This window comes from Corynebacterium riegelii (assembly GCF_016728505.1).
Classification (GTDB): domain Bacteria; phylum Actinomycetota; class Actinomycetes; order Mycobacteriales; family Mycobacteriaceae; genus Corynebacterium; species Corynebacterium riegelii.
Map to the genome: position 1 here is coordinate 542,696 of NZ_CP068159.1, position 16,036 is coordinate 558,731.

15 protein-coding genes are annotated in these 16,036 nt (G+C 62.8%); 10 read left to right on the forward strand and 5 right to left on the reverse strand.

All coding sequences use genetic code 11. The features are described 5' to 3' along the window. Positions 1 to 3 precede the first annotated feature (3 nt). Genes I6I71_RS02485 through I6I71_RS12010 form a run of 3 tightly spaced genes read left to right on the forward strand, consistent with a single transcriptional unit; the run spans position 4 to position 1,332 of the window. The gene (locus I6I71_RS02485; RefSeq protein WP_201822017.1) at positions 4 to 768 is read left to right on the forward strand and encodes a halocin C8-like domain-containing protein; all 765 of its coding nucleotides are present in this window, start codon (positions 4 to 6) and stop codon (positions 766 to 768) included. A gap of 55 nt (positions 769 to 823) precedes the next feature. Further along, positions 824 to 1,147: a hypothetical protein gene (locus I6I71_RS02490; RefSeq protein WP_201822018.1), complete on the forward strand. Its 324-nt coding sequence runs from the start codon at positions 824 to 826 to the stop codon at positions 1,145 to 1,147. A 56-nt stretch (positions 1,148 to 1,203) separates the two neighbouring features. Next, positions 1,204 to 1,332 (forward strand): ATP-binding protein, encoded by a 129-nt coding sequence (locus I6I71_RS12010; RefSeq protein WP_236587362.1) that lies wholly within the window; start codon positions 1,204 to 1,206, stop codon positions 1,330 to 1,332. Between the two features lie 359 nt (positions 1,333 to 1,691). On the opposite strand, the gene trhO is transcribed toward I6I71_RS12010, so the two are convergent. Together trhO and I6I71_RS02505 are read right to left on the reverse strand one after the other, a co-directional pair. Beyond that, positions 1,692 to 2,588: an oxygen-dependent tRNA uridine(34) hydroxylase TrhO gene (trhO, locus tag I6I71_RS02500; protein ID WP_201822019.1), complete on the reverse strand. Its 897-nt coding sequence runs from the start codon at positions 2,586 to 2,588 to the stop codon at positions 1,692 to 1,694. A 48-nt stretch (positions 2,589 to 2,636) separates the two neighbouring features. After that, positions 2,637 to 4,130 (reverse strand): DUF1846 domain-containing protein, encoded by a 1,494-nt coding sequence (locus tag I6I71_RS02505; protein WP_201822020.1) that lies wholly within the window; start codon positions 4,128 to 4,130, stop codon positions 2,637 to 2,639. Positions 4,131 to 4,167: 37 nt separating this feature from the next. Here I6I71_RS02505 and I6I71_RS02510 point away from each other — a divergent pair, with 37 nt between their 5' ends. The 4 genes from I6I71_RS02510 (at position 4,168) to I6I71_RS02525 (ending at position 9,414) form a co-directional block, all read left to right on the forward strand. After that, positions 4,168 to 5,799, forward strand: coding sequence for a bifunctional ADP-dependent NAD(P)H-hydrate dehydratase/NAD(P)H-hydrate epimerase (locus tag I6I71_RS02510; RefSeq protein WP_201822022.1), 1,632 nt, complete (start codon positions 4,168 to 4,170; stop codon positions 5,797 to 5,799). Positions 5,800 to 6,121: 322 nt separating this feature from the next. Next, a complete protein-coding gene (locus I6I71_RS02515) occupies positions 6,122 to 6,892 on the forward strand; it encodes an electron transfer flavoprotein subunit beta/FixA family protein (RefSeq protein ID WP_201822024.1) in 771 nt (256 codons plus the stop codon). Between the two features lie 12 nt (positions 6,893 to 6,904). After that, positions 6,905 to 7,855, forward strand: coding sequence for an electron transfer flavoprotein subunit alpha/FixB family protein (locus tag I6I71_RS02520; protein WP_201822026.1), 951 nt, complete (start codon positions 6,905 to 6,907; stop codon positions 7,853 to 7,855). A gap of 2 nt (positions 7,856 to 7,857) precedes the next feature. Further along, positions 7,858 to 9,414 carry a cytochrome b/b6 domain-containing protein gene (locus tag I6I71_RS02525; protein WP_236587363.1) on the forward strand — a complete coding sequence of 519 codons (1,557 nt, stop codon included), beginning with the start codon at positions 7,858 to 7,860 and terminating at the stop codon, positions 9,412 to 9,414. Here the strand turns inward: I6I71_RS02525 and I6I71_RS02530 are convergent. Further along, a complete protein-coding gene (locus I6I71_RS02530; RefSeq protein ID WP_236587364.1) occupies positions 9,411 to 10,349 on the reverse strand; it encodes a YwaF family protein in 939 nt (312 codons plus the stop codon). The two genes, I6I71_RS02525 and I6I71_RS02530, sit on opposite strands and share 4 nt — an antisense overlap. A 1,119-nt stretch (positions 10,350 to 11,468) precedes the next feature. On the opposite strand from I6I71_RS02530, the gene I6I71_RS02535 reads away from it, so the two are divergent. Further along, on the forward strand, positions 11,469 to 12,605 hold the full coding sequence (locus I6I71_RS02535; protein ID WP_236587365.1) for an MFS transporter: 1,137 nt from the start codon (positions 11,469 to 11,471) through the stop codon (positions 12,603 to 12,605). Here the strand turns inward: I6I71_RS02535 and I6I71_RS02540 are convergent. Together I6I71_RS02540 and I6I71_RS02545 are read right to left on the reverse strand one after the other, a co-directional pair. Continuing rightward, a complete protein-coding gene (locus tag I6I71_RS02540) occupies positions 12,602 to 13,267 on the reverse strand; it encodes an ABC transporter ATP-binding protein (protein ID WP_201822028.1) in 666 nt (221 codons plus the stop codon). The genes I6I71_RS02535 and I6I71_RS02540 overlap by 4 nt on opposite strands. Further along, entirely contained in the window at positions 13,268 to 14,239 is a 972-nt protein-coding gene (locus tag I6I71_RS02545) for an ABC transporter permease (RefSeq protein WP_201822030.1), read from the reverse strand. 90 nt (positions 14,240 to 14,329) lie between these two features. Here I6I71_RS02545 and I6I71_RS02550 point away from each other — a divergent pair, with 90 nt between their 5' ends. After that, on the forward strand, positions 14,330 to 15,427 hold the full coding sequence (locus I6I71_RS02550) for a sensor histidine kinase (protein ID WP_201822031.1): 1,098 nt from the start codon (positions 14,330 to 14,332) through the stop codon (positions 15,425 to 15,427). Then, entirely contained in the window at positions 15,424 to 16,023 is a 600-nt protein-coding gene (locus tag I6I71_RS02555; protein WP_201822034.1) for a response regulator, read from the forward strand. The genes I6I71_RS02550 and I6I71_RS02555 overlap by 4 nt, the downstream gene beginning before the upstream one ends. Positions 16,024 to 16,036: the final 13 nt, after the last annotated feature.

The window sequence follows — 16,036 nt, forward strand, 5'->3', positions numbered from 1 at the left end:
GAAATGTTGCTACAAGGTCAGAAGTCGATTTCCCTGCAGAAACTCTTTGCATCATTTGTCGCGGTCATTTGTGCGCTGTTTTTCGTAGAAATACCATCTGCAAACGCCGAGGAACTTATCAATACCCAATCCATTGATCTTCCTGATGACGTTAGGCAGCATCTTGCTGATGACGTCGAAAAGCAGGAGGTGCTCCGAATCGCATTCCCAGGAACTTCGGAACCTGGACTCTCATCTTCTCGCTCTTCTACCGGCTTTTTTAATTTGAATAGTGAAGACCCTCTTTTGGTTGACCCCGAAAACTACATTGTAGAAAAGCGTAGTAATGATGTCTTTATCGCTTACAGCGCTGTTAAAGAGGGTGAAGAGAATGTAACTCTCGACATCCGTTCTATCAACCTCACAACAGGAACCGTGGAAGAGACTCAGCAGTACTATTTTTCTCCGAATGATGTTACAGGGGAAATGGACGCTAAGGTGGTTGCCGAAGGTGAGACACTTTGGGAAGGTGCAGTTGATCAGTCCGGAAATATTACCCGTACCCAGTACGAGCAGCCTAGTCTTCAATATGGCACTGCTTATGATGCTTGCATTCGCTCTGTCGATTCCTTGTGTGCTGTCGGTGGTAGCACCGGGGGGGCGATCGCCTGTGCGCTTCTAGGAATTACCGGTATTGGAGGTATTGCTTGCGCTGGTGTCGTCGGGCTTATCGCTATGTTTGGTTGTAATGGTGCCAAAGAGCGCGTTTGCGGGGGTGCAAGGCGTTAAGAGTCCTTGGTGGTGATTTAAGCATTGCAGATGTCATGGAGGTAAGGAAGCCACTATGAAAGTTTGGCAAACAGCAACGGTCTCACTGCTTTTTGGAGTATTTCTCTACTTCGTAACTTTGGGAGAATTATGGTTTGCACTCATCCCTGTTCTTCTGCTGGTCTCGTTTATGATCGTGTCCAGGATTCCTTTCAAAGCATCGTCCAAGGCAGAAAGGGCTTCAATCCTCATGATTGCCGTTCCTTTTCTATTAATCTGGTTAGCGTATTTTAGTCCAGAAGACCTCTTTTACGCTGCGTTGCTAGGTATAGCTAGTGCAGTTCTTCTTTTTGTTCTTCTTTTTCTTCATGAGAAGAGGTCTATTCAAAACAGTGATTAAGCAAATGATTTGTGCTATCTCTAGCTTTTACTTGAGCTGTTTGAGCAGATGTACTGGTGCTTGATGACTTTCTAACAACGCCGATCGAAGCTGCAACAGCACACCAGCTGCTCAACATTCTTGCTGAGCGCGAACACCGGGGATCAACGATTGTGACTTCTCAGTTCACACTCGATGAGTGGTAAAAATCCATCCCCGATGCTGTCATCGCTGAGTCGATCCTCAACCGACTTGTCGTTGGCGCTGAGATCATCACGTTGGAAGGACCGAACATGCGCCTAGAGACCAACACCCAGTAGCTGACCCTGGTCCACGCCCGAGTGTTACTCGAAACTCACCCGGGCGATACCGGTTACTCACCACGGCGTTACTAAACCCGTGGTCCTAACAGCACTAAGGGAAAGCGGAAAGAATTCAGAGCGGCACCCCGAATCCTGAATTTGTTTCCCAAAATCGGACAAAGAATTCAGTTTCCCCAGGTCGCTGAACACCCCTAATGGAAAGAATTCAGGATTTCTCCCAAGGTACTGAATTATTTCTGAATTCATTCCCCGGACACTGACGCCCCCACGCACTCCCCACACACCGGATTGCCCTCACGGCACGCCGCGCATGAGAGGTACTGGTGGCGGCACTCGGGCTCGTTGGCGCAGTTGTAGAAGTCATTGGTGGCTTCGCCGCAGTGCACGCAGTGGCCGAGCTGGACAAAATTCGGGTCGCCCGGCGCGCCGAACTCGGTGTGCATGCGCTTGTCAAAGACGTACAGCGAGCCTTCCCAAAGGCCCTGGTTGCCGTACTTTTCGCCGTAGCGGACGATGCCGCCGTCGATTTGGTAGACCTCTTCAAACCCGCGGTTTTTCATCAGGGGCGTTAACACTTCGCAGCGGATGCCGCCGGTGCAGTAGGCGATGACGGGTTTGTCCTTCATCCAGTCATACTTGCCGCTTTCCAGCTCACGGATGAAGTCATGGGTGGTTTCCACATCGGGCACGACCGCGTTTTTGAACTTGCCAATCTCGGCTTCGCGGGCGTTGCGGCCGTCAAAGAACACCACGTCCGGGTTGTTCGCCACCAGCTCATTGACCTGCTCAGGGGTCAGGTGCGTGCCGCCGCCGATCACACCCTTGTCATCCACCTGCAGCTCATCGGGCGCGCCGAAGGCCACGATCTCCTCGCGAGCCTTCACGCTGAGTTTGGGAAAGTCCGCGGCGGAGCCTTCGGACCATTTGAACTCAATGCCGCGGAAGTATTCCTTGGTTTTGCGGGCGTAGGCCTTGCACGCGTCAATGTCGCCGCCGACGGTGCCGTTGATGCCGTGTTTGGAAATGAGGATCCTGCCGGTCAGCCCGAGGCCTTCGCACAGGTCACGCTGCCAGAGGCGTACCGCCTCAGGGTCTGCAATCGGCTGGAACTTGTAGTACAGCAGGATCTTTCCGGTCATGCCCGAAAGTCTAGGCCAGAGGTATAGGCCCGTACCTAACGCAGGTACCTAACGCTTGTGGTAAAGCGCCTTCTTCCAGTACTGCGGCTCCGAGGTCACCAGCACCCCGAGGGAGCGGAAGATCCCTTCGTCGACGGAGCCGAGGATGGTGGTGGTGTGGGCGTCGCAACCCTGCAGGTACTTCAGGTGCTCCAACGCCACAGCCGCCTGCGGGTCGGTGGACGCGGACACAGACAGCGCGATCAGCACCTCATCGGTGTGCAGGCGCGGGTTGACGGAGCCCAAGTGGCGCGTCTTCAACGACTGGATCGGCTCGATTGCCTCAGGCGCAAGCAGGTGGACGTCATCCGGAATCCCCGCCAAAGACTTCAGCGCGTTGAGCAGCACCGCAGCCGAGGGCCCCAGCAGGTCCGAGGTTTTGCCGGTGACAATCTCACCGCTCGGCAGCTCCAGCGCCGCACCCGGGCTGCCGGTCGCCTCAGCAATCTCAAGCGCCGGGCCCACCACCACACGATCCGCCGTGGTCACGTTCGCCTTGCGCATCACGTTGAGTACGCGGTCGGAGACGGTGGAGTCTTCATCGTTGCGTCGTTCAGCAACAAGCGCATGGTAGTAACGCCGAATGATCTCCTGCTCAGAGGCGTGGCGGCACGCGGCGTCGTCACTCATGCACAGCCCAGCCATGTTCACGCCCATGTCAGTCGGGGACTTGTAGGGCTCCGTCCCCGTCGCCTCCTTCAGCAGGGTGCGCAACAGCGGGAAGACCTCAATGTCACGGTTGTAGCTGGTGGCCTGCTTGCCGTACGCGTCCAGGTGGTACTGGTCAATCACGTTGATGTCATCCAGGTCCGCCGTAGCCGCCTCATAGGCCAGGTTCACCGGGTGGGACAGCGGCAGGTTCCAGATCGGGAACGTCTCAAACTTGGCGTAACCAGCGTTAATGCCGCGCTTGTGCTCGTGGTACACCTGGCTCAAACACGTGGCCAGCTTGCCGGAGCCCGGACCCGGCGCGGTCATCACAATCAGATCCCGCGACGTCTCCACGTACTCGTTGCGGCCAAAGCCTTGATCACTGACCACTACGGCGGTGTCGTTCGGATACCCGCTAATAGTGAAATGGCGCGACACCTTCAACCCCAGGCGCTCCAGGCGCGAAATGAACGCCTCCACATGCTGGTTGTGGCCCTCCAGCTGCGTCACCACGACATTTTCGGCGAGGAAGCCGCGGTTCCGGAAAACGTCGATAAGCCGAAGCACCTCGTCCTCATAGGTGATGCCGAGGTCGGCGCGGACCTTTTGACGCACAACATCGCCCGCGTTGAAGCAGACGACAATCTCCACCTCATCTTTGATGCGGTCCAGCATGGCGATCTTGTTATCCGGGGTAAACCCAGGCAGCACGCGCGACGCATGATGGTCATCGAAGAGCTTGCCGCCCATCTCCAGGTAGAGCTTGCCGCCGATTTCTTCACGACGAGCACTAATGTGCTCCGACTGCAGCTGGATGTACTTCTCGCGGTCAAAACCCACTGTGTACGGCATGCGCGCAATCCTACCGCGCCAACTACGCTTACACCGCATGGAGCACTTCACCTGGACAGTTGCGCAAATCCTTGAGGCGGAGCGGCGGCTGCGCGCCCACACTGAGGACCCGGAGGCGATGATGCGGGCGGCAGCTGATGCGGTGGCGGAGGCGGCGTCGGTGATGCTCGCGCCGCGCGAGCCCGTGGTCATCCTCGCAGGTCCCGGCGGCAATGGCGGCGATGGGCTCTATGCCGGCGCGACGCTTGCCGCCGGCGGCCACCCGGTTGATGCGCTGCTCACCGCCGGTCGCGCGCACCAGCCGGCCCTCGATGCGTTTGTTGCCGCCGGCGGCCGGGTCATCTCTGCGCTGGACAGGCCGTGGGAGTACAGCCTGCTTATCGACGCAATAACCGGCCTCTCCGCCCGCCCCGGCCTCGACGAGTCCCTGCGCCCACTTGTGGAAGACGTCGCTGAACTACCCACGCTTGCCGTAGACCTGCCGTCCGGCGTGGAGGCGGACACCGGCTTGGCGGGTGAGCTGCACATCACCGCGGATGCCACCATTACCTTCGGCGGTTGGCGGCGCGCCCACGTCCTCCACCACGCCTGCGGCACCCAACTGCTTGCCGACATTCACCTTGGCCAGCACAGTCTTGCACTGGAGCTTGAGGCGATGTCCGACGACGGCGAGCTCGGCGACACCATGATGTTGTTCGCCTCCCGCGCCGTGTCAGGTGAGCCCTTGCCGGAAGCGTTCCCTGACGAGTTCGCTGTGTTGGAACCCTTCGACGTCGCCCCCATCACGCCCGGCCCGTCTTCGGACAAGTACACCGGCGGCGTTGTCGGCATTGTCGCAGGCAGCGCGGAGTTCCCGGGCGCGGCGGTGTTGAGTTGCCTCGGCGCCGTCAACGCCACCCCAGGCATGGTCCGCTACGTGGGCACGCAAGCGGCCGAGGTCGTGCGCGCGATGCCGGAGGTCGTCGCCGTCGAGCGCCTCGAAGACTGCGGCCGCGTCCAGGCCTGGGTCTTCGGCCCCGGCAGCACCTCCGAAGCCGACCTGCGCTGGCTGCTCGCCCGCCCGGAGCCTTTGCTTATCGACGCCACCGGCACCACCCTCCTCGCCTCCTCCCCCACCCTGCGCGATCTCCTTGTTTCACGCTCCGCCCCGACGGTGCTCACGCCGCATGATGGCGAGTTCGCCCGCCTCCACGACGCGGTCTTCGCCGGCGCGGCCGGTGCTTCGGCCGGCCCTGGCACTGCCGCTAGTGCCGCCGGCGCGGGTGCCTCGCGCCTTGAGGAAACCCTCGCGCTGGCGAAAGCGCTGCGCTGCACGGTCGTGCGCAAAGGCCGCGTCACGATCATCGCGGACCACACCGCCGCCGGCCCCTCCACCGGCCCTGCGACTGGCACCACAGGCTGGGACTACGCGTACGCGGTTGACGCCGGCCACTCCTGGGCGGCCACGCCTGGCTCCGGCGACGTGCTCAGCGGCCTGATGGGCGCGCGCCTTGCGCTCGCCGCAGCCGAGGCCCCGCTCGACATTCCCGCCGACGAGGTCGCCGCACAGTCCGTGGTTGTCCACGCGGTTGCCGCAAGTCTTGCCGCTCGCACGCCATATGGGAACGCGACGGCCCCGGCGAGCCGCATCGCAACGTTCGTGCGCGACGCCACCGCCTGCCTCACCTAGCCCAACACCCAGCCCGACACACCCTGCCCGACACACCCAGCCCGACCGCCGTTCTGGGGATAGGTGCTTTCGCCAAGGCTCGCACTTTTTGTGAGTAGATGCTCGGTCAGAGGGTCGGGTTTTAGAAACTTAAGGCTGTGACCGAGCATCTATTCACTTTTTTGCAGAGGCTCGGCGGAAGCACCTATCCGCACCCTGCCCAGCGCACCAGCGCCACTCCTACCCGCACTGACTTCCTGCAGGTGGCGGTGAAGCACTACGGTTAGGGGAGCATAAGCTAGAGCAACACCTAACAACACCGAAGCCAGGAGTAACAGAAGCGATGCGCATCGCAGTGCTATTTAAAGAGGTGCCGGACACGTACGGCGAACGCGAACTGAATTTAGAGACGGGTTTGGCTGTTCGCACTGGTGACAACGTTGCGGACGAGGCGGTGGAGCGCGCCGTGGAGGCCGCGCTGACTATCGCTGAGGCCACCGGTGGTGAGGTGGAGTTGTTGTCGGTGGCGCCGGCGTCGGCAGACGCGAGCATTAGGAAAGGCATCGCGATGGGCGCCGAAAACGCCCACATTGTTAGCGACGACTCCCTGATCGGCGCGGACTTTACGCTGACGGCGGAGGTGTTGGCGGCGTTGGTGCGTCGTGAAGAATATGACCTTGTGGTAGCCGGAAACGTGTCCAGTGACGGTGCGGGCGGCGTGATCCCGACCATGGTGGCGGAGCTGCTGGATTGGCCGGCGCTGACCAACCTGACAAAGGTGGAGGTCGCCGGCTCCACGGTCACCGCGACGCGCGCGAGCGACGGCGCCACGATGGAACTTTCCGCCGAGCTGCCCGCCGTGATTTCGGTGACGGACGCGTTTCCGGACGCGCGCTTCCCCAACTTCAAGGGCCTGATGGCCGCGAAGAAAAAGGAACTGGACACGCTGACGTTGGCGGATCTGGGGATTGACGCGAATGATTTCGCCCCGGCGCGCGCGATTGTTGTTGAGGCGAGCCAGCGTCCGCCGCGTGAGGCGGGCACGCTGATTCATGACGACGGCACCGCCGCCACCCAAATCGCCGACTTCCTGGCCGAGAAGAAGTTCATCTAAAGGAGACGCACCATGACAGACGCTATGACACAGCCAGTTCTTGTTGTTATTGACTCCCTTGAGACAGCTGCGGAGCTTCTTGGCGCGGCAAGTGGGATCGGCACGCCGGTCGCGCTGACCGCCAGTGAGGAGATCGCCGGCCAGCTGGGGGAGCTTGGCGCGGCGAAGGTGCTGGTCGCGAGCCTGCCGGAGGACGTGTTGAGCATCCCGCTTGCCGACGCCACCGTAGCCGCCATCACCGCCACCAACCCAGCAGCGATCCTCTTTGCCAACAACGTGGAGGGCCGCGACGCCGCCGCGCGCGTGGCAGTGCGTGAGAAGCGCGCCCTGCTTTCAGACGTCACGTCTATCCGCCGCGACGACCAAGGCGTGATCACCGACCACTCCGTCTTCGGCGGCAACTACCTCACCGTTGGCGCGGCGACGCATAGTGCGCCGGTGGTGACGGTGCGTCAGGGGGGCGTCGAAAAGCAAGCAAAGCCCCAGGCAGCCGAGGTGGAGACGCTGGAGGTTGAGCTGACCGGCAGGCGTGCGGCGACGGTGGTGTCGCGCACCGCGGTGACCGACGAGTCGGCGCGACCGCCGCTGCGCACCGCGGACCGCGTGGTCACCGGTGGTGCGGCGACGGGTTCGGCCGAGCAGTTCGAGGAGCTCGTCGGCGGGCTGGCGGATGCGCTGGGTGCCGCGGTTGGTGCGACGCGTGTGGCCGTGGACAACGGGTACATCTCCAACGATCACCAGGTTGGCCAGACCGGTGTGCTGGTGTCGCCGCAGCTTTACATCGCGCTTGGCGTTTCCGGCGCGATCCAGCACCTGGTGGGCATGCAGACCGCGGACACGATTGTGGCTGTGAATACGGATGCGGATTCGCCGATTTTTGAGGTCGCGGATTTCGGCGTCGTCGGCGACATCTTTGAGGTTGTGCCGCAGCTCATCGCCGCAATCAACGAACGTAAGGCGTAGCCGTGAGCATTTCTTTACGACGCGGCCTGCCCCGTGTTGCGGGCGGCGAACCCTGGCCACCCGCCGACGCCGTCGGGCCGGCGCTCCCCGAGCCTGCCGTCGAGCCTGCGGTTGCTGGCGCTTCGGTTGCTGGCGCTTCGGTTGCTGGCGCTTCGGTTGCTGGCGCTTCGGTTGCTGGTGTTGGTGACGTTGGTGCTGCTGGCGTTTCAGCTGGCGTGGCCACGATGAACGTTGCCTTGCGCCGCGGACTCCCGCGTGTCGCCGGTGGTCCCGCGTGGCCAGAGGCTGATTCCGCCCAGGTCCCCGTGCGCACGTACCGCGAAAACGCTCTTGCGCCCGCTGCCGCGCTGGCCGAAACTGCCGCGGAACCGGCTGTCGCGACTGAGGCCGTGGCGCTGCGCCGCGGGCTTCCGCGCGTTGCCGGTGGTCCCGCGTGGCCGGATGTCGACACCGCCCAGGTCCCAGTCCGCGAATACGCCGCAACACCAGTCGCGGAACCGGCACTGGAAGCCGCTGCGGAACCGGTTGCAAAGCCCGCTGCGGAACCGGCTGCAGAGCCAGTTGCGGAGACGCAGCCAGCGCCAGCTGCAGCAACCCCGGCAGCCGCAGCTGCACCAGCCGCCGCTCCCAAGTCGGCAGCCGCAGCTGCACCAGCTGCGCCCAAGAAGCTTGGGTGGCTGTGGTGGCTGGTTGGCGCTGTTGTGCTTGGCGTGGTGGCCGTTGTCGTTGCTCGAATGGTGTTGGGTACGGGGTGGGGGCAGGGGTTCGTCGATAAGCATCCTGGCACTCAGCCGCTTCCAGACGACGCACCCGTCGGCTTCCCGGCCTGGCTGAGCTGGGCGCACTTCTTCAACATGTTCCTGATGGTGCTGATCGTGCGCACCGGGCTGCAGGTGCGCAACGAACGCAAACCCGAAGGATACTGGGCGCCGAGGTGGGCGCCGAGCAAGAAAATCAGCCTCACGCTGTGGCTACACCAAGCGCTCGACGTGCTGTGGGTGATCAACGGGCTGGTGTTCTACATCCTGCTGTTCGCCACCGGGCATTGGGTGCGGATTGTGCCCACAAGCTGGGACGTGTTCCCGAACGCGGTGTCCGCCGGGCTGCAATACCTGTCGCTGGACTGGCCGCTGGAAAACGGCTGGGTCCACTACAACGCGCTGCAGGAGCTGGCGTACTTTGCCACCGTGTTCATCGCGTCGCCGTTGGCCATCCTGTCGGGCCTGCGTATGAGCAGCTTCTGGTCCGAAAAGTGGACGCGTGCGGGCAAGGTTTTGACGGCGCCGCTGGCGCGCAAGATCCACTTCCCCGTGATGATTTACTTCCTGGTGTTCATCGTGGTGCATGTGGGCCTGGTGCTGGCCACCGGGTTCCGACGCAACATGGCCGGCATGTTCGCCGGCCGCGGCAGCGTCGACCCCTCCGCCTACGCCACCGACTGGACCGGCGTGTGGGTGTTCCTCGGCGCAGTCGTTGTGATTGCCCTGGCGTGGTTCCTGGCAAAGCCGCGGTTTGTGGCGCCCGTCGCGGGGGCGACCGGCAAGGTCAGCAGCCGCTAGCTTTTGCGGCTTTGGCGGCTTTTGCGGTTGGCCAGCCAGGTCATCCCCGCCCACACCAACGGGATGCCCGGCGCGACCACCAGCAGATAATACGGCCACGGGCCGAACAGGTTCAGCAGGCTCCAGCCGCGCGGGTGGCGCGCCACAAACATGTAGTTGCCGCCCGTGATCTTGTTCATCACCTGCGCAAACCCCGCCCACGCGAACGTGATGGCGGTAACGATGCGCCAGTCTTTCCAGGACGGCCGGTAGCCAAACGCGAACGTTAATACGGTTGGCACCACCAGCGCCGCCGTGTGGAAAAACCAGTACGCAAACTCCTGCAGCCCCGGGTAGCGCTGCACGTATGCCATGTCCGGCGTGAGCAGCGCCATTGGATTGAGCAGGAATCCCCAGTAGAAGGAGAGGGCTTGGGGCAGGGGGGCGTCGGTAAGCAGAGCGATCGGTGTGACCACCCGCAGGGCGTCAGTGACATGGAACGGCGCCGTCTCATCCCACACAATGCGATCCGGGTGCAAAACCCACAGGTAGTACGCGGTAACGCAGATACCCAGGACCGCCCCGGCGACCTTGCGCGCCGCCTTGCGCTTGTTGCGCGGCAGCCTCCGCGCCGCCACAACCAGCACCCCACACAACACAATCACAAACACGAGCACGCCTGCGTGACGACGATCAAACTGCCCAATATTCCCATACGTCTCCCCATTCCGGGACGTCCAATCCGGCGGCGTATACGGAATGGTCGGCGGCAGCAGGGGCGGCATCGCGCGTCGCGCTTCGCGGGCGTTGTGCGCCTCGTGCGCTTTGTGCGCTTGGGCGTTGTGCGCCTCGTGCGCTTGGGCGTGTCGCGCTTGGTGCGCCTGGGCGTTTGTCCCTGCGTGTGGCGGTGGGTTTGAGCCGGTGTTTGGGCCCGGGTTTGGTGTTGCGTCTGGCACAAGGCGTGATCGTAGCCGACTCGCCGCCGCTCCCCCGCCCTGACGTCGCTTGTTGCATGTTTGCGTGTGCGTTTGCGTGTGCGTGTGCGTGTGCCTGCGCATGCTTGCGAGCGCGCGCCTGCGAGCGCGTCCAACTTGGCCTCGTGTGCGCGCCATCGGATAAACCCCGTACACAACACTACGGATAGATACCCAAAACACGGTCTATCCGTACTCTTCCGTTCGGGGTTTAGGTCCGGAGAGGTCCGGAGCGAGCCGGAGCACGGCCAGAGCAACCCGGTGCACGGCCAGAGCAACCCGGTGCACGGCCAGGGCGGGTCAGAACGGGGTACCGCGTGCTCGGCAAAAGGCCTCAGGGCAACCCATGCACGCCCTCCAACCTAAAACCCGTCTACCCCACCCCGTTTAGACCCCTAAAACAGCTCGAAAACGGGGTCCTGTAAACGGGGTTTACGCTCAGAACCAACCCGGAGCACGGTCGAAGCACGCCTGTTCGGATAAACCCCGAACACAACACTACGGATAGATACCCAAAACACGGTCTATCCGTACTCTTCCGTTCGGGGTTTAGGTCCGGAGCGAGCCGGAGCACGGCCAGAGCAACCCGGTGCACGGCCAGGGCGGGTCAGAACGGGGTACCGCGTGCTCGGCAAAAGGCCTCGGGGCAACCCATGCGCGCCCTCCAAGCCAAAACCCGTCTACCCCACCCCGTTTAGACCCCTAAAACGGCACGAAAACGGGGTCCTGTAAACGGGGTTTACGCTCAGAACCAACCCGGAGCACGGCCGAAGCACGCCTGTTCGGATAAACCCCGTACACAACACTACGGATAGATACCCAAAACACGGTCTATCCGTACTCTTCCGTTCGGGGTTTAGGTCCGGAGAGGTCCGGAGCGAGCCGGAGCACGGCCAGAGCAACCCGGTGCACGGCCGAAACGCGGCCAGGGCGGGCCAGGGCGGGGCGGCGCGGGAACAGGCTGGCGTCGGCACGCAGGCCCCCGCAGTTCAGTGACGCAGTTCGGCCGCATCACGCGAAGGCGCGTATGGTGCAAGCGTGCAAAATCCCACACCAAAACCCATACCAAAACCCACACCAAAACAAGCACCAAAGTCCCAGATGCAGATCGTGCCGCTGATGGCGATGAGCTTCGCGGCGTTTGTGTACGTCACGTATGAGATGTTTGCGATTGGGTTGATCTCCCCAATGGCGGTTGACCTGGGCGTGACGGAGGGCCAGATCGGCCTGCTTATGACGGTGTACGCGGGTTTGGTTGCCGTGGTGACTATCCCGTTGATGCATTACACGCGGCGGATGAACCGTAGGCCGTTGTTTATTGCCACGCTGGCGTTTTTGCTCACGGGCATTGTGTTGCAGGCGATCGCTACGAGTTATCCCATGTTGGTGGTTGGTCGTGTGACGGCGGCGTTTACGCATGGGTTGTTTTGGTCGTTGGTCAACCCGATGGCGGCGAGGTTGGCGCCGGCGGGTCAGATGGGTAAGGCGGTGGCGGCGGTGTCGTTTGGCTCGACGATGTCGACGGTGCTGGGCGCTCCCCTGACCACCGCGGTTGGCCACGCGATTGGGTGGCGCAACGCCACGTGGTTGCTTGGTGTTGGCGCGATTGTGGCGTTTCTGCTGCTGCTCAAGACGCTGCCGAGCATGCCAGCGAAGCCCCCGGTCAAGACCGCGAATGTGCAGAAGACGAGGTCCGCGTTGCCGTCGTTGGTGTTTTATCTGACGTTTTCGGTCACGGCGCTGTTTGCCACGTTTACGTATCTGGCGTTGTTGTTGCAGGATACGGCTGGTGAGCGGTGGGTCGCGCCGGGCTTGGCGCTCTATGGCGTGGTGGGCATTATCTTTGTGGTGGTTGCGGGCCGCCGGGTGGATGCCCGCATGATCCGGCTTAACGGCTTTGATGCACTTTTCTTAATGACGTCCGCGTTCACCGGCCTTCTCGCCCTCCAGCAACAAAGCGGCGTGCTGATGTTTGTGGCGGTTGCGTTGCTGGGCATGTCTTCAGGCACATTGCCGACGGCAGCGACCACGATCTTCATGCACGCCGGCAAGGGCAACCAGGACATGGCTAGTTCTATTTACGTGGTCACGTTCCAGGTGGGTATCGCCGCCGGTTCCGCGCTCGGTGCGGCCAGTGTGGATGCCGGGTACCTCAGCGGCACGTTGTTGATCACGCTCATACTCGGCGCGGCGGCGCTGGTGACGTTGGTCGGGTTCTCGCGCCCGCGCCTGCGCTAAACCAGCACGGATTCGCGGGCGCTGAGGCGCTGGACGTGGCCGTCGCGGACTTCGTACACGGCGTCATCCGGGGTGATCATGGACCGGTTGTGGGTGACAAAGCCGCAGGCCACGCCGGTATCGGCTACCAGCGATCGGAGGAGAGACACGATTTCTTCGGTGCGGGTGGAGTCGAGGGCGGCGGTTGGTTCGTCGGCAAGAATGAGCGAGGGCTCCCCCATCAACGCGCGTGCGATGCCGACGCGTTGGCGCTGGCCGCCGGAGAGTTGCTGCATTTTGCGGTCGCCGAGCCCGTCCAAACCGACTTTGGTGAGGAGTTCGTCGGCGCGGTCTTTGCGTGGTTTGATGCCGCGCATGTGGTCGGTGATCAGCAGCTGGTCGCGTACGTTGAGCGCCCCGATGAGGTTCGCCTGTTGGAAGATCATGCCGATCCTTGTGAGGCGGGTGTGGTTGGTGACGGGGGTGGCGTCGATAAGAATGCTGCCGCTGTCGGGGGTGATCAGGCCGGCGGCGGCGGAGAGCAGGGTGGATTTGCCGGAGCCGGATTCGCCGACGATGAAGGTGATTTCGCCGTCGCGGGCGGTGAAGGTGGCGTTGTCTAGGGCGGTGATGGTGTCTTGGCCGTCTTTGAAGGTGACGGTGACGTTTTCCATGGTGAGCATTTAGGCGATACCTCCGAGTGCAAGCTGGGGTTGGACGTTGGTGATGGAGCGGGTGGCTATCAGGGCGCCGACCATGCCGAGGGCGAAGATGCCAAGTGGTGGGCCGACGGTGGTCAGGGTGGTCAGGGTGAATGGGACGGTGCCGGAGGCGAGTGCGCCAAGCGCGAGTGCGATGCCGGTGCCTAGGATGACGCCGAAGCCGAGGAGGATTGCGGACTGGCCGAGGGCGTCTTTACGCAGGTAGGCGTTGGAGCCGCCGATGGCTTTGAGGATGGCTAGGTCGCGGGTGCGCTGCATGGTCCACACGGTGAGGAACGCGACGATGACCAGTGCGGCGATGGCGTAGAGGAACCCTTGGATCATGAGCAGGGAGCCTTGTTCGGAGCCGTAGGCGGGCAGCCCGGCGAAGGATTCGCGCAGGCTCAGCCCGCTGTCGTCGGCGGCGAGGAGCACGGTACCGTCGGCGTCGGTGTGCATGGCGGTTTGCCAGATTTCGGTTGGCACCCACAGTACGGGTGAGTGGGCAAATTCCAGGGGGCTAGTTAGCTTATCGACGCCCACCTGCTGCCCACCCACCCGCACAACCTCACCCGCGGCGAGGTCGAGGGAGGTCGACGCGATGGCGCCGTCGCCGAGGGTTTCGCCGCCGGGAAGCGTGGTGCCTTTGGGCAGGGCGAGGATGGCTACGGCGTCTTCGGTGCCATCGGCGCGCGTGAGCAGCGTCTGTGCGGTGCCGAGCGGCGTTGCGCCTGCTTCGGCGTCGACGCGGGAGGTGGTAAATGATGGGTCCTCGTTGTCTTGGAACACCACGGATTGCGGGTTGAGCGCCTCAAGCGCGGAGGTGTTTTGTTTGCCAAGGCCCGCGGTGAGTCCGGTGAGCATGACCACCAGGAGGGTGATCAGCGCGACGGTGCCGGCGATCAGCCCGAAACGCCCGCGGGCGTTTGTGATTTCTCTTAAAGCTAGGAACATGGCCCCTATTGTGCGTGTGACCTGGGGATTTCCACATCGGGCGGGCGGTTGAAATCTGCCTCAACCGTTCGGTTGATAGGTTGGTGCGTTGTGAAGACCACCAACCACATTTTGGTCCTGTTGAGCGTGAGCCTGCATGTGCTCACGGCTGTGTTGCTTGGCGTTGGCCTGTTAAGCGCGGGCCAAGCAGGCGCACTGAGCCCGGTGACGTTGGTGCTGGTGGCGGCGTTTTCCCTGGTGTATTTGGCGGGCACGGTGTGGAAGCACCAGGGCCGTGAGGTGTCTCAAGCGGCGGCGTACGCGTGGCTGGCGCTGATCGTTGCGTTGTGGGCGGCGCTTGGGGTGCGCACGAGTGCGTTTGTGTGGTTGGAGTTTCCGCTGGTGATTTTGGCGCCGCTGCTTTTGCCCACTGGGTTTGGCTTGGGCGTGGCGGCGATGCTGCTTGCGGCAACGCTTGCGCGCACGGTGCCGGACGCGGGTTGGGCGGGCTTTATCGGCCCAACCATTGGCACGTTGCTGGCGGTGTTCATTGTGTACGCCTACCAGGCGCTTCGCCAGGAAACGGAAATGTATAAGGCGCTTGAACATGCCGCGGGTGTGGCCGAGGAGCGGGCGCGGCTTTCGCGCGAGGTGCACGACACGATGGCGCAGGGCTTGAGCTCTATCGTGTTGCTCGGCCGGGCGTTGGATAAGCAGCTGGGTGATAACGAGGAGGCACGCGCCACCTTGGATACGATTCGGGCGACTGCCTCGGAAAACCTGGCGGCGGCGCGGCGGTTTGTTGCGGTCAACGCTCCCCCGGCAGCTCCCCTGCCCACGCGCCTTCATGAGCTTGCCGCAAGCGCCGAGGAGCGCCAGCGCGCGCTGGGCCGTACCCTTCGCGTGCAGGTCAACGCGGATACGGACGTGCCAGAGCCGGCGGCCAGTGTGATTGAGCGCGTGGTGCGCGAGGGTGTGAGCAACATTGAGCGCCACTCGCACGCGGATCTGGCGGTGATCACTGTAGATGTCTCTGGGGACGGCTCTGGCCGTGTGGCTACGGTGGACGTGTATGACAACGGTGATGGCATCATCGGCGAGGAAGGCTTTGGCATCAAGGGCCTGCGTGCTCGTTTGGCTGAGGTCGGTGGCACGTTGACTATCGACGGCTCCGTGCTCGCCGCCAGCGTCCCAGTGGAGGAACAATGATCAGGATCATGCTTATAGACGACCATCCGGTCGTCCGCGCCGGCTTACGCGCCGTACTGAATTCTTTTGGTGACGTTGAGGTGGTCGCCGAGGCTGACAACGGCGACGCCGATGTCCCGGACGATGTGGACGTGGTGGTCACGGACATCCAGATGCCGGGCTCAAGCGGCATCGACCTGACCAGGCGGTTGACCAAGGCGGGCGGTCCCCCGGTGCTGATCCTGACTACGTATGACACGCAGTCTGACGTGGTGGCCGCCATGGAGGCCGGTGCCTTGGGCTACCTGCTGAAAGACGCTCCCGAGGAGGACCTCCACGACGCCGTGCTCAAAGCCGCCCGGCGCGAACGCGTGCTCTCACCCCAGGCGGCGGGCGTGCTGGCGGATCGCGTGATGAACCCGAACGAGGCGTTGTCCGCGCGCGAGATTGAGATCCTCCAGGCGCTGAAAACGGGGGCGTCCAACAGGCAGATCGCGGATACCCTGTTCATCTCGCTGGCCACGGTGAAGACGCACCTGATCCACATCTACGAAAAGCTCGGGGTGGATAACCGCACCGCGGCGGTGCAGCAGGCCCAGGACCGCAGGATTATCTAGCGCTGACCAGCGC

Excerpts from the sequence above, each read along its gene's own strand:
- I6I71_RS02485 (WP_201822017.1), top strand. The coding sequence starts at position 4 with ATGTTGCTACAAGGTCAGAAGTCGATTTCCCTGCAGAAACTCTTTGCA.
- I6I71_RS02490 (WP_201822018.1), top strand. The coding sequence starts at position 824 with ATGAAAGTTTGGCAAACAGCAACGGTCTCACTGCTTTTTGGAGTATTT.
- trhO (WP_201822019.1), bottom strand. The coding sequence starts at position 2,588 with ATGACCGGAAAGATCCTGCTGTACTACAAGTTCCAGCCGATTGCAGAC.
- I6I71_RS02505 (WP_201822020.1), bottom strand. The coding sequence starts at position 4,130 with ATGCCGTACACAGTGGGTTTTGACCGCGAGAAGTACATCCAGCTGCAG.
- I6I71_RS02510 (WP_201822022.1), top strand. The coding sequence starts at position 4,168 with ATGGAGCACTTCACCTGGACAGTTGCGCAAATCCTTGAGGCGGAGCGG.
- I6I71_RS02515 (WP_201822024.1), top strand. The coding sequence starts at position 6,122 with ATGCGCATCGCAGTGCTATTTAAAGAGGTGCCGGACACGTACGGCGAA.
- I6I71_RS02520 (WP_201822026.1), top strand. The coding sequence starts at position 6,905 with ATGACAGACGCTATGACACAGCCAGTTCTTGTTGTTATTGACTCCCTT.
- I6I71_RS02535 (WP_236587365.1), top strand. The coding sequence starts at position 11,469 with ATGCAGATCGTGCCGCTGATGGCGATGAGCTTCGCGGCGTTTGTGTAC.
- I6I71_RS02540 (WP_201822028.1), bottom strand. The coding sequence starts at position 13,267 with ATGCTCACCATGGAAAACGTCACCGTCACCTTCAAAGACGGCCAAGAC.
- I6I71_RS02545 (WP_201822030.1), bottom strand. The coding sequence starts at position 14,239 with ATGTTCCTAGCTTTAAGAGAAATCACAAACGCCCGCGGGCGTTTCGGG.
- I6I71_RS02555 (WP_201822034.1), top strand. The coding sequence starts at position 15,424 with ATGATCAGGATCATGCTTATAGACGACCATCCGGTCGTCCGCGCCGGC.